Origin of the sequence: Rhodosalinus sp., from assembly GCF_041685465.1 — a bacterium.
Classification (GTDB): Bacteria; Pseudomonadota; Alphaproteobacteria; order Rhodobacterales; family Rhodobacteraceae; genus Rhodosalinus.
The window spans coordinates 7,583-20,686 of the sequence record NZ_JAWLFS010000020.1 but is presented as its reverse complement, the minus strand read 5'-3'; the positions used below and the strand labels follow the sequence as shown (position 1 = coordinate 20,686).

General features: G+C 70.0%; 14 protein-coding genes. 7 read left to right on the top strand and 7 right to left on the bottom strand.

All coding sequences use genetic code 11. The features are described from left to right. Window positions 1-127: 127 nt before the first annotated feature. The 6 genes from ACESL7_RS02685 (at window position 128) to ACESL7_RS02660 (ending at window position 3,937) form a co-directional block, all read left to right on the top strand. A complete protein-coding gene (locus ACESL7_RS02685; RefSeq protein ID WP_372891191.1) occupies window positions 128-739 on the top strand; it encodes a ribonuclease D in 612 nt (203 codons plus the stop codon). A 41-nt stretch (window positions 740-780) separates the two neighbouring features. After that, window positions 781-1,389 (top strand): LPS export ABC transporter periplasmic protein LptC, encoded by a 609-nt coding sequence (gene lptC, locus ACESL7_RS02680; RefSeq protein WP_372891189.1) that lies wholly within the window; start codon window positions 781-783, stop codon window positions 1,387-1,389. A 16-nt stretch (window positions 1,390-1,405) separates the two neighbouring features. After that, window positions 1,406-1,903 carry a lipopolysaccharide transport periplasmic protein LptA gene (gene lptA / locus ACESL7_RS02675; protein ID WP_372891193.1) on the top strand — a complete coding sequence of 166 codons (498 nt, stop codon included), beginning with the start codon at window positions 1,406-1,408 and terminating at the stop codon, window positions 1,901-1,903. Beyond that, window positions 1,903-2,661, top strand: a complete 759-nt coding sequence (lptB, locus tag ACESL7_RS02670) for an LPS export ABC transporter ATP-binding protein (RefSeq protein ID WP_372891187.1) — start codon at window positions 1,903-1,905, stop codon at window positions 2,659-2,661. Before lptA ends, lptB begins: the two co-directional genes overlap by 1 nt. 194 nt (window positions 2,662-2,855) lie before the next feature. After that, window positions 2,856-3,428 carry a ribosome hibernation-promoting factor, HPF/YfiA family gene (hpf, locus tag ACESL7_RS02665; RefSeq protein ID WP_372891185.1) on the top strand — a complete coding sequence of 191 codons (573 nt, stop codon included), beginning with the start codon at window positions 2,856-2,858 and terminating at the stop codon, window positions 3,426-3,428. 44 nt (window positions 3,429-3,472) lie between these two features. Next, entirely contained in the window at window positions 3,473-3,937 is a 465-nt protein-coding gene (locus ACESL7_RS02660) for a PTS sugar transporter subunit IIA (RefSeq protein WP_372891183.1), read from the top strand. Between the two features lie 9 nt (window positions 3,938-3,946). Here the strand turns inward: ACESL7_RS02660 and ACESL7_RS02655 are convergent, their stop codons facing one another. From ACESL7_RS02655 to cysQ, 7 genes are all read right to left on the bottom strand, one after another. Continuing rightward, window positions 3,947-5,377 (bottom strand): nodulation protein NodH, encoded by a 1,431-nt coding sequence (locus tag ACESL7_RS02655; protein WP_372891181.1) that lies wholly within the window; start codon window positions 5,375-5,377, stop codon window positions 3,947-3,949. Between the two features lie 3 nt (window positions 5,378-5,380). Beyond that, on the bottom strand, window positions 5,381-7,087 hold the full coding sequence (locus ACESL7_RS02650; protein ID WP_372891179.1) for a DUF5927 domain-containing protein: 1,707 nt from the start codon (window positions 7,085-7,087) through the stop codon (window positions 5,381-5,383). Then, window positions 7,084-8,094 (bottom strand): glycosyltransferase family 2 protein, encoded by a 1,011-nt coding sequence (locus tag ACESL7_RS02645; protein ID WP_372891177.1) that lies wholly within the window; start codon window positions 8,092-8,094, stop codon window positions 7,084-7,086. Before ACESL7_RS02645 ends, ACESL7_RS02650 begins: the two co-directional genes overlap by 4 nt. 167 nt (window positions 8,095-8,261) lie before the next feature. Further along, window positions 8,262-9,284, bottom strand: a complete 1,023-nt coding sequence (locus tag ACESL7_RS02640; RefSeq protein WP_372891175.1) for a glycosyltransferase family 2 protein — start codon at window positions 9,282-9,284, stop codon at window positions 8,262-8,264. A 10-nt stretch (window positions 9,285-9,294) separates the two neighbouring features. Next, window positions 9,295-10,278 carry a UDP-glucose 4-epimerase GalE gene (gene galE / locus ACESL7_RS02635; RefSeq protein WP_372891173.1) on the bottom strand — a complete coding sequence of 328 codons (984 nt, stop codon included), beginning with the start codon at window positions 10,276-10,278 and terminating at the stop codon, window positions 9,295-9,297. 9 nt (window positions 10,279-10,287) lie between these two features. After that, a complete protein-coding gene (locus tag ACESL7_RS02630) occupies window positions 10,288-11,184 on the bottom strand; it encodes a UTP--glucose-1-phosphate uridylyltransferase (protein WP_372891171.1) in 897 nt (298 codons plus the stop codon). A 128-nt stretch (window positions 11,185-11,312) separates the two neighbouring features. Next, window positions 11,313-12,122, bottom strand: coding sequence for a 3'(2'),5'-bisphosphate nucleotidase CysQ (gene cysQ, locus ACESL7_RS02625; RefSeq protein ID WP_372891169.1), 810 nt, complete (start codon window positions 12,120-12,122; stop codon window positions 11,313-11,315). Between the two features lie 145 nt (window positions 12,123-12,267). Between cysQ and ACESL7_RS02620 the strand changes: the two genes are divergently transcribed. After that, the gene (locus ACESL7_RS02620; RefSeq protein ID WP_372891167.1) at window positions 12,268-13,089 is read left to right on the top strand and encodes an ABC transporter permease; all 822 of its coding nucleotides are present in this window, start codon (window positions 12,268-12,270) and stop codon (window positions 13,087-13,089) included. Window positions 13,090-13,104 lie beyond the last annotated feature (15 nt).

Genomic DNA, 13,104 nt, shown 5'->3' with positions numbered 1-13,104 from the left:
TCCGCGGCAGACGGCGGACCGCGCTGCACTCGCGAATCGGGCAGAAAAATGACGTCCGCGGCCGGATGGTTGCGCCCCCGTGACGGAGGCTCTAAGCCGTCCGTGCAGACGATGCGGGGGCGCCGACGTGGCCGTACATCTTCATCAGGGCGATCTTCCCGCCGATCTCGACCTCGGGCCGGTGGTGGCCGTGGACTGCGAGACGATGGGTCTCAATCCCCACCGCGACCGGCTGTGCGTCGTGCAGCTTTCGGGCGGGGACGGGGACGCGCATCTCGTTCAGGTCGCGCGCGGGCAGGCCTCGGCACCCAACCTGCAGCGGCTGCTCGAGTCCCGGGACACGCTGAAGCTCTTCCATTTCGGCCGCTTCGACATCGCCGCCCTGCACAACGCCTTCGGCAGCCTCGCCGAGCCGGTCTGGTGCACCAAGATCGCCTCGAAGCTCGTGCGGACCTACACCGACCGGCACGGTCTCAAGGTGCTGACACAGGAGCTGCTCGGCATCGACATCTCCAAGCAGCAGCAGTCGAGCGACTGGGGCGCGACGACGCTGAGCCCGGCGCAACTGGACTACGCGGCCTCCGACGTGCTTTACCTGCACCGTCTGCGCGCAGCGCTGGAGGAGATGCTGATGCGCGAGGGGCGGCTCGAACTCGCGCAGGCCTGCTTCGATTTCCTGCCGACGCGCGCGATGCTGGACCTCTCCGGCTGGCCGGAGCAGGACATCTTCTCGCACTGAGCCGCCGCAGGCCGTGCGCGGCCCGGAGGGACGGACAGCGGATGGCCCTCGGCAACGACACCCGGTCCCGCGTGATGGCATGGCTGAAGATCGCGCTGCCGCTCGCGGCGCTGGGCCTGCTGTCCGTGCTCTTTCTGCTCTCGCGCCCCGCTGCGCCGCCCACCACGCCGGAGTGGCTCGAGCGGCGCGGCGAGACGGCGGGCGACGGCGAGCGCGTCTCCGGACCGGCCTTCGCCGCCGTGACCGAGGACGGCACCGACCTGATGCTGACCGCGCGCAGCGCGCGGCCGGCCCCGGAGGCCAGCGGCCGCGCGATAGCGGAGGCGCTGCGCGCCACCGCGCGCCTGCCCGGCGGCAGCGAGATCCGCCTCAACGCCCGCAGCGCCGTTCTCGACGAGGCGGCCTCGGAGGCGCAGCTCTCGGGGGGCGTCGAGCTGTCGAGTTCAACGGGCTACGCCCTCGAGACCGAGCGCCTGTCCCTCGATTTCGATCGCCTGCGGATGGAGAGCGCGGGCCCCGTCACGGGCCGCGCGCCGGCAGGCCGCGTGACGGCCGGCCGGCTGCTGGTCGAGGGTGCCACGCAGGACCGCGGGGCGCGCTTGCTTTTCACCGAGGGCGTGAAGCTGCTATACGATCCGCGCGGACAATAGGCGGGCCACGGGCGTGATGAATCTTGGGAACTGCCGGCGCGCCGGGGCGCTGATCGCGGCGCTGATCGCCGGCCCGCTTCTGGCGCAGGGCACGGAGACGGCCTTCGGCGCGGACGGCGCCGACCCGGACGCGCCGGTGGAAGTCACCGCCGACAACCTGTCGGTCGATCAGGAGACCGGTATCGCTGTCTTCACCGGCGCCGTGACGATCTCGCAGGACACGATGCGCCTCTCGGCGTCGGAGGTTCGCGTCGTCTACACGTCCGGGGGTGACCGCATCGAGCGACTGGAGGCGACGGGCGGCGTCACGCTGGTGAGCGGCGACGACGCGGCGGAGGCCGAGCGCGCCGACTACGAGGTGGAGGCCGGCCGCATCCGCATGAGCGGCGAGGTGCTGCTGACCCGCGGCCAGACGATCGTCGCCGCCGAACGCATGAACGTCGACCTGGACACCGGGCGTGCCGAGCTTTCCGGGCGCGTGCGCACCGTCCTGCAGCCCGGCGACGCGGAATAGTGGCCGCGCCGCATCTCTCCGTCGCCGAGGGCGCGCAGGGGCTCGAGGTGCGCCACCTCCGCAAGAGCTATCGCAGGCGCGTCGTCATCCGCGATGTCAGCATGGACCTGCACCGCGGCGAGGTGGTGGGGCTTCTCGGCCCGAACGGCTCGGGCAAGACGACCTGCTTCTATGCCATCGCGGGACTCGTCTTTCCCGAAGGCGGACAGATCCTCGTGGACGGGCGCGACGTGACCGGCCTGCCGATGTACCGCCGCGCGCGCCTCGGCATCGGCTACCTGCCGCAGGAAATGTCGATCTTCCGCGGCCTCAGCGTCGAGGACAACATCCTCGCCGTGCTCGACATCACCGTGCGCGCGCGGCACCGCCGGCGCGAACGGCTCGAAGAGCTGCTCTCCGATTTCTCGATCGAGCACCTGCGCCGCGCGCCGGCCCTCGCACTCTCGGGCGGCGAGCGGCGGCGCGTCGAGATCGCGCGCTGCCTCGCCGCCGATCCCAAGTATCTCCTGCTCGACGAGCCCTTCGCGGGGGTGGACCCGATCAGCGTCGGCGATATCCGCCACCTCGTCGCCGACCTGAAGACGCGGGGAATCGGTGTGCTCATCACCGATCACAACGTCCGCGAGACGCTGGAGATCGTGGACCGCGCCTACATCCTGCACGACGGCACGATGCTGATGTCCGGCAGCCCCGAGGACGTGGTGCGCAACGAGAACGTCCGCCGCGTCTATCTCGGCGACAGCTTCCGCATCTCCTGACACCAGGCAAGGAAGCGGTTGTGATTGACAGGGCGCGCTGCGCTCCCGTCAAATATCCCGCATGACGGTACCGCTTCAGGACAGACAGGGCTGCGCACGACAGGCGCGGCCGTCCGGGCGGTCCGTCCCCTTCCCCGTCCCGGCGCCGCGGCGCGACGCCGCGCCGGGCGGGGCAATCCAGGAAAGGAGCGGTCATGCGCTATCAGGTCACCGGCAAGCAGATCGACATCGGCGAGGCGCTGAACACGCATGTGAAGGCCGAGCTCGGCGCGGCGCTGGAAAAATACGCCAACCGCCCCACCGACGCGCAGGTGGTCTTTTCCCGCAGCGCGCACGAATACGTCTGCGAGGCGACCGTGCACCTGTCCACCGGCCTGACGGCGCAGGCCAAGGCCGCCGCGACGGAGATCTACGCCGCCTTCGACGCCTGCTGCGCCAAGATGGAAAAGCAGTTGCGCCGCTACAAGCGACGGTTGAAAGACCACCACCGCGAGCGTCGACAGCCCGTTGAAGTCACCGGCGCCTCCTCGTATATCCTCGCCGCCAGAGAGGACGACGACTCGGAGCCTGACACGCTGCAACCCGTCATCGTCGCGGAGACGCAGACGCAGATCCCCTCGCTGTCGGTCGGCGAGGCGGTCATGCAGATGGAACTGGCGGAGGTGCCGGTTCTCGTCTTCCGCAACGAGTCCCGGCAGGGCGTGAACGTGGTCTACCGACGCGAGGACGGAAACATAGGCTGGATCGAACCTCAGGATCCGGCCTGACAACGGACCAGCGACCCCGCGCCGGGGCGAAAAACGAGCAGGACATGACGCTTCAGGATCTCGTCAAACCCGACGCCGTTCGGGTGGTCACGTCCGCTTCCAGCAAGAAGCGACTGATCCATGAGCTGGCCGAGCTGGCCGAATCGGCCTACGGCACGGACGCGCGGACGACCGTCGAGTGCCTTCTCGACCGCGAGGCGCTCGGCCCCACCGGCGTGGGGCAGGGCGTGGCCTTGCCGCACGCCCGTCTCAAGGGACTCGACGCCATGCGCGGGGCCTTCATCCTGCTGGAAAAGCCGGTCGATTTCGACGCGGTGGACCGGCAGCCGGTGGACATCGCGCTTGCCCTGTTCGCCCCCGAGACGGCGGGCGTCGAGCACCTGAAGGCGCTCGCGCTCGTGTCGCGGACGCTGCGCGATCCGGGGCTCTGCGCGAAGCTGCGCGCCAACCCGAGCCCGGCCAAGCTGCACACGATCCTGACCGAGGCCCAGAGCGTGAAGGCTGCCTGAGGCCGGGGCTCAGCCGCCCCAGTCCGCGAAGCCCAGGCGCTCGTAATCGCGCGCGTAGACCTCGCGCGCGCGCCGTTCGAGGTCCGCGTCGTAGATGGCCGAAAGCGGCACGGGCGCGTCCTCGGGCGCGGCGGCGGGGGGCGGCGCCTCCGGCCGGCCCACGGCGCGCGCCACGGCCGGCAGCCAGTCGCCCATCTCCGTCTCGCGCACGACCAGGTCGGGCGGCGCGACGGCGCTCATCCCTTCAAGCGCCGCCGTCTGGCCGCACCAGTCGCCCGGGATCCGCAGGTTCGTGTTGCCGGCGAGATTGTCCTTCACGAACCCGAGAAAACCCGCGAAAGCCGCGCGGTGGCGCGCTGCGGTCCAGCCGGGATCGGGCCAGTCATCCGGCAGGTCGAGCCCGTGCGTGCGCCGGATCACGCGGCGGATGCGTGCGAAGCTTCCCTCCCCGGTCGGCAGGATGCGCGTGCAGAAGGCGTGATGCGCGCGCGCCAGCGGATGGCGCAGCACGGCGATCCGGCGATGGCCGGGATTGTCCCGCATCCAGCGCCGCAGGCTCGCTTGCGTGAAATCCTGCAGGAGCGCCTCTTCCCCGACCCCGTCGAGCCCGGCGAGCCACGCGCGCAGCTCCGCCTGCGGGCCGCCATGCAGCGGCAGGCAGAGCACCGGCGCGCGCGGCGCGGCCAGCCAGCCGGGCACCGCGGCGCCGCGCGCCGGCTCGAAATTCGGCGTGCGCGAAAGATCGAACCGGTCGAGCCGCGCGATCCCCTCGGCGAGCGCCTCGGGGTTGGCCACCTTCGCGGTCACCGGCTCGGGGTTCTGCCGCTTCAGCCCGCGGTCGAGCGCGTCGAGCCGCGCCGGCACCCCCAGCCACGCGGCGAGACCGTTCAGCACGTCGAGGTCGTGAAGGTCCTCGTAGGCGATGTAGAAGGCCGTCTGTCCCGTCGTCTGCAGCGCGTGCAGGAGGCGGCGCTGGAAGGCCTGAAGCTCGCCGACATGGGCCTCGAACTCCACCGGGTCGAAGGCGGCCAGCCCCTCCTTCCGGCGCGCGACGTTGGTGAGCTTCCATTGCCCCGTGGCCTGCGCGATCTTGCGCGAGACGTAGCTTTCCAGCGGGTTGCGCGTGAGGACGATCTTCGCGCAGCGCGGGTCCGCGAGAACCGTGTCGAGCACGCGCGGATCATGGTCGTGGAAATAGCGGAACCCCGCCAGCCTGCCCGGCGCCTCGCGGATCGCGGCGAGCAGGCGATGCGGATCGGCGTCGCGCTGGGCCATGGTGACGCCCGCCACCGACTCGCGGTTCGGGTAGCCGATGAAATGCGGATTGAACGCCTCCCCCTCGCAGGCGACGCCCTCGAGCGCGTTCAGGTTCGCCTCGAGGAAGTTCGAGCCTGTCCGCATCGCCGCGAGGATCACGAAGCAGTCGAAGCGGTCGGTCATGGCTCAGCGCACCACGTAAGGCTTGCGCGGCGGACGCGGCGCCGCGCGCGGAGCGGCCGGCTCCACCGGGAAGTCGCCGGTCAGATAGGGGTGCATCCCCTGGTTCTTGAGATCCTGCAGGAAGCGGCCGAACCCCTCCAGGTCGACGAGTTGCGGCGCCTCGGCGAGCCGTCCGGCATGGGGGGCGCCCATGTCGGACAGAACGGTTTGCAGGGGCTCCATCGGAGATTCGACGATCTCCGCCATGCTCCAGATGCGGATGCGCGCCGCGGTCCAGGGCGAGCGCAGCACCTTGAGGTGCGCCGCCTCGACCGACTGCAGGCGCGCGGCCTCTGCCCGGATCTCGGCGGCGGGGCGCCCGGAGCGGAAGAGCGGCACGGCCCACGCACCGGTCACGGCGGCGATCTGCGCATTGGGGTCCTTGGCGATGATCCAGTTGATGCGCTGGTTGTCGCGCGGGCCGAACTGGAAGCACTGCCGCGCGCCGCGGGTGTTCCAGATCAGGTTGGTGAGGAAGGCCTTGGGGTTGGCGTCGCGCAGCGCAGCGGCGTCGGTCAGCGCGCCCTCGATCACCGTCGCGCCCTCCGCGAACTCCGCGCGCTCGGGCGCGAAGAGATGCCCGTGCACCCGCGCCCCGGTCATCCGGGCGAGCCAGTCCTCGAAATCCTCGAAAAGCTCCGCGAAGCCGTGCACCATCGAATAGGGCGCGGCGGTGACCCCGTTTTCCCGCCCCTCGGCCGGGAAGCGGCTCTGCATGTAGAGGCCGCGGCGGCCGCGGGTGCGCCGTTCCACGGCCTGCGCGAAGAGGCGGTCGATCTTGCCGGGATTGGGTTCCGCCCGGGTCATCGCGCCGGCGCGGTCGGTCAGGAACGCCTCGTAGAGCCGCTCCGCCCCCGGCCAGATCTTGCGCGCCACGAAGCAGTCGGAGCGGCGCAGAAGCGACAGGTGGTCGTCGTAGAAGATGTGCGGCCTGCCCTGGTAATCGAACTTCGAGAGCGTGAGCGACCGGCTCTCGATACGCCGTGCATGCCGCCGCGCGAGCGTCTGGAAGTAGCTCTCGTCCGGAATCCAGACGGAGCGGAAGAAGCGGTCGTAATCGGCGCGGTTCGGATCCTCCAGGATCGTCGCGAGGGTCCGCCGCGTCAGGCACCACCACTGGCTGCCCATGTGCGGCACGAGGCCGTGCGGCATCTCGCGCCGGCGCCCGATCCGGCGCTGCGCCTCGACGTAGGCGTCGAAGAGCCGGCGGTGCCGCTTCCACGCGAAGGGGAAGGCAAGGGTGAAGCGCTCCTCGTGCAGGCCGCCCACGGTCCAGGGCACCTCGGCGGTGGTCGCGCTCTCGATGAAGTCGGTCTCCGGCCGCTCGGCGAGGTAGTCGATCAGCTCCTCCACCGGGCGGAGCGGCAGGCAGGCGCCGGAGGCGAGATAGACATGCCCCACGTCGGGAAAGCGCGACAGCAGGGTCTCGGCGGCCGTCTGCGCGGCCGCGACGAGCCCCCAGGTGCCCCACTCGCAGCGGTAACGGCGCGAGAAGACGATGCGCGCCTCGTCGGCGAGCGCCCGCGCGAAGGCGCCGTACCGCGCGCGGGAGACGGCGCGGTCGACGTGGATCACCACCGGGCAGCCCGCCCGCGCCCAGTGCCGCGCCACCTGCTCGGCCCGGTCGAAGGCGGTGTGCACGAGGAGGATCACGCCGAGCCGTGCGGTCATGCCCATTCGCCCTTGGACATCAGGCCGAGGATTTCGAGCTGTCGCCAGTTGATGAAGCTCTCGGACCACGGCGTCCAGAGCTCCGGCGTCTCGGACAGGCCGCGGGCGTAGGCCGCGTATTCGCGGCCCGCGGCGTAGTGCTCGCCGCGGGCGAGTTCCTCCTCGGCCTTGGCGCCGAGGGTGTCGAGGAACTTCATGTGCATGAGAACGCCGCTCGCCCTCTCGCCGCCGCCGCGATCGTAGACCAGATTGAGCCCCCGTGGCAGCAGCATGTGCGTCGAGCTGACGTAGGCGTAGCGGCGATGCCACTTCACGAGCGGGATCTTGTTGAGCGCCGGCGCCTTCGCCGGCCGGTCGACGAAGAAGGTCCGCGCCCGCGGCCCGCCCTGTATCCAGAGATTGCCGAGATCCGGGTTCCTGCGGATCGTGTAGTTGCCGGCGTCGAACCACGACGCGATCTCGAGCGGGTCCTGCCCGGCGCGGTAGTGCTGCGCGTCGATCGGCCCCTTGGGATACATGTCGAGCAGCATCGCGCTGAAGGAGCGCACGCCCGCCCCGTCGAGCCAGTCGGTGAGCGCACGCAGCGGGCGCGTGTCGCAGAAGGGATAGAGCAGGAACTCGTCGGGATCGACGGTCAGGCACCAGTGGCCGTGCCCGTGGCGCCCGAGCAGCCCGTTCATCCAGTCCACGCCGTAGCGCGCGCGCTTGTAGCTCTGCGCGGTGTGCCAGAGCGAGACGTCGGGCTGTTCGGCCAGGTACTCGCGCGAGCCGTCGCCGCTGTCGTTGTCCACGAAGAGGAAATGATCCACCCCGAGCTCGCGGTAGTAGCGCAGGAACCACGGCAGGCGCACGCCCTCGTCGCGCTGCGTGGCGAAAAGCAGGATGTCGCCGGGGCGGATCGCGGCGGTGCGGTCGGCCACGCACGCGAGTTCGCGGCGCTTCAGCGCCGCGCGCGCCCGCCGTCCCTTGCGCCGCCATCGCAGCCTGTAGGATGTCCAGAGACCCAAACGACCCTCTCCGCCGCCGCACCACCGAGGGCGGGGCACCTCCACGCGCTTCCGATCAACGGAAGGCTGCCCGCGCCCGCCTCGCCTGCGCGCCCCTCTCGTGTCGCCCGGGGGCCTCGCGCACGAAAGATACGAAAGCGCGCGGTTCGGGTAAACGCTTCTCTCGGTCAGACCCAGCCGCCGCGCGAGATCAGCCCGAGCGCCTCGAGCTGACGCCAGCCGGTGTAGCGCGTGGAGGCCGCGCACCAGAGGTCGGGATCCGCCATAAGCGCATCGTAATAGGCCCGGTAGCTGTCGGCGACCTCGAAGTGTTCGCGGCGCAGCTTCTCCTCGCGGCTGCGGTCGACGATCGTGTTGAGGAACTTCGTGTGCAGGAGCACGCCTGACAGAAGCTCGCCGCCCTCCGCGTCATAGACTGCGTTCAGCCGGCGCGGCAGGATCTGGTGTGTCGAGGTGTTGTAGACGTAACGCCGGTTCCAGCGCACGAGCGGGATCTTGTTCAGCGTCGGCGCGCGGCGCGGCCGGTCGGCGAAGAAGACGCGCGCGCGCACGCCGCCCCGGATCCAGAGGTTGCGCAGCTTCGGCTGCACCTCGATGAAGTGGTTGCCGGCGTCGAACCACGCCAGCGTCTCGAAGGGATCGTCGCCGGCGGCGTAGGGCTGCGCGCCGGGCGGCCCCTTGGGGTACATGTCGAGCATCATGGCGCCGAAGCTCTCCCGCCCCTCGTGGTCGAGCCGCTCGGTGAGCGCCGGCAGGGGCCGGGTGTCGTGGTGCGGATAGATCAGGATCTCGTCGGCATCCAGCGTCAGGCACCAGTGCCCGTGCCCGTGCCGCATCTGCAGCCAGGTCAGCCAGTCCATCCCGAAGCGCGACCGCTTGTAGCTGTGCCCCGTGCGCCAGAGCGAGACGTCCGCCTGCTCGGCGAGCCATGCGCGCGTGCCGTCGTCGCTGTCGTTGTCCACGAAAAGGAAATGATCGACGCCGAGCCGCCGGTGATGGTCGAGGAAGAAGGGCAGGCGCAGCGCCTCGTTGCGGACGGTGACGAAGGCAAGGATATCGCCGCGCCGGATCGCGCGGGTGCGGTCGGCCACCGGGTGGAGCTGCCGGCGCTTGCGCAGCGCGCGGGCCAGCAGTCGGCGGCGCTTCCATCGCAACCGGTAGGCCAGCCAGAGCTCCCGCGCCGTTTCCACCCTGCTCTCCTCAGGAGGCGTAGCCCCCGCCCCGGTGCCAGCGCCAGGCGTCGCCGATCATCGTCTCGAGCGTCGAGCGTTCCGGCCGCCAGCCGAGATCGCGCGCCGCCCGATCGGACCCGGACACCAGCCGCGTGCAGTCGCCCGGCCGGCGCGGCCCCTCCTCCACCGGGACGGGGCGGTTGGTGGTGCGCCGCGCCGCCTCGATCACCTCGCGCACGGAGAAGCCGTGCCCCGTGCCGAGGTTGAAGACCCGGCTCTCGCCGCCCTCCTCCAGCCACGTCAACCCGCGGACATGCGCCGCCACCAGGTCGGAGACATGAACGTAGTCGCGGATGCAGGTGCCGTCCGGCGTGTCGTAATCCGTGCCGTGGATCGTGAGCGCGGGGCGCTGCCCGTCGATCGCCTGCAGCACGAGCGGAATCAGGTGGGTCTCGGGCTCGTGGTGCTCGCCCACCTCCGCCTCCGGGTCGGCGCCGGCGACGTTGAAGTAGCGGAAGACCACGCGCCGCAGCCCGGCCGCCGCGCCCACGTCGTGCAGCATGTCCTCGACCGCGCGCTTGGAGGCGCCGTAGGCGTTGAGCGGCGCCTGCGCGCTCTCCTCGTCGAGCGTGACGCCGTCCTGCTCGCCGTAGACCGCGCAGGTGGAGGAAAAGACGAAGTTGCGGCAGCCCGCCTCCGCCGCCGCCTCGGCCAGGTTGAGCGAGCCGCAGAGGTTGTTGCGCCAGTAGCGCGCGGGCTCCCGCATCGCCTCGCCCACCTGGCTCAGCGCGGCGAAATGCATCACCGCCCCGGGCCGGTGGCGCGCGAAGACCTCGGCGAGGCGGTCCCGGTCCAGCAGATCGCCCCGCTCGAACGGGCCGAAGCGCACCGCCGCCTCCCAGCCGGTGGAAAGATTGTCATAGGTGACGGGCGTGTAGCCCGCGCGCGCCAGCGCCTTGCAGGCGTGCGCCCCGATGTAACCCGCCCCGCCGGTGACGAGAACGACGCTCACGACGCGGCCCTACTGCGCCGCCCTGTCGAGGGCGACCTGCTCGCGCATGTAGTCGAGCAGGTCGTCACGCAGCTCCGGGCGCGACAGCGCAAAGGCCACGGTCGCCTGCAGGAAGCCGGACTTCGAGCCACAGTCGAAGCGCTGGCCGCGGAAGCGGTAGCCGTAGACGCCCGCCGGGCCGCCGATCTCCTCGGCGATGGCGTCGGTCAGTTGCACTTCGCCTCCCGACCCGGACTTCATGTTGCCGAGACGCGTCATCACGTCCGGCGTCAGGATATAGCGCCCGATCACAGCGAGGTTCGACGGCGCCTCCTCGGGCGCGGGCTTCTCGACCATGCCCCGCACCGTTACCAGCGCACCATCCTCGGACGCGCAGTCGAGCACGCCGTAGGACTTGATTCGATCCCTCGGGACCTCCATCGCGGCGACCATGCTGCCGCCCGTCGCCTCGTAGGCGTCGACCATCTGCTTCAGGCACGGGGGCTCGCCATCGATCACGTCGTCGGGCAGGATCACGGCGAAGGGCTCGTCGCTCGCGATCAGGCGTCGCGCGCACCAGACCGCGTGGCCGAGGCCGAGCGGCTTGTCCTGCCGGATGTAGGCGATTGCACCCGAAGCCATGTCGGTCGACTTCAGGAGCGCGAGGAGATCATCCTTGCCCTTTTTCCTGAGTTCCGCCTCGAGCTGCGGGGCATTGTCGAAATAATCCTCCAGCGCGCTCTTGCCGCGCGAGGTGACGAAGATGAACTCCTCGATGCCCGCCGCGCGCGCCTCGTCGATGGCGTACTGGATCAGCGGGCGGTCGACGAGCGTCATGATCTCCTTCGGGACCGACTTGGTGGCCGGAAGAAACCGGGTGCCCAGTCCCGCGACCGGGAAGATCGCCTTGGTGACCTTCTTGCGCATGATCTTCGCCTCCTCGTTCTGCGTTCGGCGTTTTCGGTTCGACGCCGCCGCGCACCCCGTCGCGCGCCTCGTGTCGCGGTTGCCACGCTACACCGATACATCGCGCGTACCGGATGCACCCGGCGAAATTATGACCCGACGAGCGCCACACCGGGAGCGTAGGCGATGAAGAACGGGTTCGCGAAGCCCGGCTTGCCGTAGGTCAGCTGCGTGTGGTCGTCGAAGCGGACAACCGCCCCGCCGGCGCCTGCGAGCACCGCGTGGCCCGCAGCGGTGTCCCATTCCATCGTGCGCCCGAGGCGCGGGTAAAGATCGGCCTCCCCCGTCGCGAGCAGGCAGAACTTGAGCGAGGAACCGGCGCTCTTCGTGTCCGCCACCTCGTAGCGGGCGATGTAGGCGTCGGTCTCGGCGTCGCGGTGCGACTTCGAGGCGACCACGCGCAGCGCGGCGTTGTCCGGGGTGGCCACGGCGATCCGGCGCGTCTCTCCCACCGTTTCGGGATCATGGGCGCCCCTGTCGTCCGTCGTTTCCTCGAGCGCGCGGCCCGTGGCGGTGGTGTAGAAAAGACGCTTGCGCGCCGGCGCATAGACGACGCCGCGGACGGGCAGCCCGTGTTCCACATAGGCGATGTTGACGGTGAAGTCGCCCCGACGCTTGACGAATTCCTTCGTGCCGTCCAGCGGATCGACGATCAGGAATGTGTCGATCTCCTGGGCGTGCGTGTCGGCCTGTTCCTCGGTGACGAGCGGCACGTCGGGGAACGCGGCGCGCAACCCTTCCGCGATCAGCGCGTCGGCCGCCTCGTCCGCGGCAGTCACCGGGCTCTCGTCGTCCTTGGCCCGCACCTCGACCCCGGCGGCACCGTAGAAGTCCATGATTCGGTCGCCCGCCTCCAGCGCGAGCCTGCGCATCACCTCGGTCAAACGCTCGTAATCCAATCTGCGGCTCCGGAAAAACTGAGAATATATCGCCCGCAGCCGCGGGCGCCGATTGCAAGCTCAACGTCGCCTCCTTATGATGCAGACGTAAGGGAACGGCAAGATTTCCGGTGCAATTTCCGCGAGCGCAGGCAGGCGGGGCCCCATGTTTCAGCAATCCAACCGGCGCGGGACGGCGGCATCGACCGCGGCACTCTTCGAGCTGGTATATCACGGCATCGTGCGCAGCGTGCGCAAGTCGCACGGCAGCCCGATCATGTCGATCGCGGTCAACGTCCTGCAGACGGTCGTCTTCGTCCTCGCCTTCTACGTGATGTTCACCGTGCTCGGCCTGCGCGGCATGGCGCTGCGCGGCGACTTCCTGATCTTCATCATGACGGGGATCTTTCTTTTCCTGACGCATGTGAAGGCGCTGGGCGCGGTGTTGTCATCCGAGGGGCCGGCCTCGCCGATGATGCAGCATGCGCCGATGAACACCGCGGTCGCGATCCTCTCGGCCGCGCTCGGCTCGCTCTACATTCAGGTGCTCTCGGCGGCGCTGGTCCTCTTCGTCTATCACGTCGCCTTCACGCCGGTGGAGCTGCACGACCCGGTCGGCGTGGTGGGCATGTTCCTGCTGGCGTGGTTCACCGGCGCGGCGATCGGCCTCGTGCTGCTGGCGGTGAAGCCGTGGTTTCCCACCTTCGTCTCGATCTTCGCGATGGTCTATCAGCGGGCCAACATGATCGCCTCGGGCAAGATGTTCGTGGCCAACATGATGCCCGGTTCCATGCTGGCGATGTTCGACTGGAACCCGCTCTTTCACACGATCGACCAGTCGCGCGGGTTCGCCTTCGTCAACTACTTCCCGCGCAACAGCTCCATCGAGTACCCGCTCATCGTCGGCGTGGTGCTGCTCATGCTCGGGCTGATGGGGGAGTATTTCACCCGCCGCAACGCCTCGGCGAGCTGGTACGCCCGGCGCTGAAACGACGACGCGCGC

What these genes read in the sequence shown, in the direction of transcription:
- ACESL7_RS02655 (WP_372891181.1), bottom strand. Translation starts at nt 5,377, where the DNA reads ATGACCGACCGCTTCGACTGCTTCGTGATCCTCGCGGCGATGCGGACA.
- hpf (WP_372891185.1), top strand. Translation starts at nt 2,856, where the DNA reads ATGCGCTATCAGGTCACCGGCAAGCAGATCGACATCGGCGAGGCGCTG.
- lptC (WP_372891189.1), top strand. Translation starts at nt 781, where the DNA reads ATGGCCCTCGGCAACGACACCCGGTCCCGCGTGATGGCATGGCTGAAG.
- ACESL7_RS02650 (WP_372891179.1), bottom strand. Translation starts at nt 7,087, where the DNA reads ATGACCGCACGGCTCGGCGTGATCCTCCTCGTGCACACCGCCTTCGAC.
- ACESL7_RS02630 (WP_372891171.1), bottom strand. Translation starts at nt 11,184, where the DNA reads ATGCGCAAGAAGGTCACCAAGGCGATCTTCCCGGTCGCGGGACTGGGC.
- ACESL7_RS02620 (WP_372891167.1), top strand. Translation starts at nt 12,268, where the DNA reads ATGTTTCAGCAATCCAACCGGCGCGGGACGGCGGCATCGACCGCGGCA.
- ACESL7_RS02660 (WP_372891183.1), top strand. Translation starts at nt 3,473, where the DNA reads ATGACGCTTCAGGATCTCGTCAAACCCGACGCCGTTCGGGTGGTCACG.
- lptA (WP_372891193.1), top strand. Translation starts at nt 1,406, where the DNA reads ATGAATCTTGGGAACTGCCGGCGCGCCGGGGCGCTGATCGCGGCGCTG.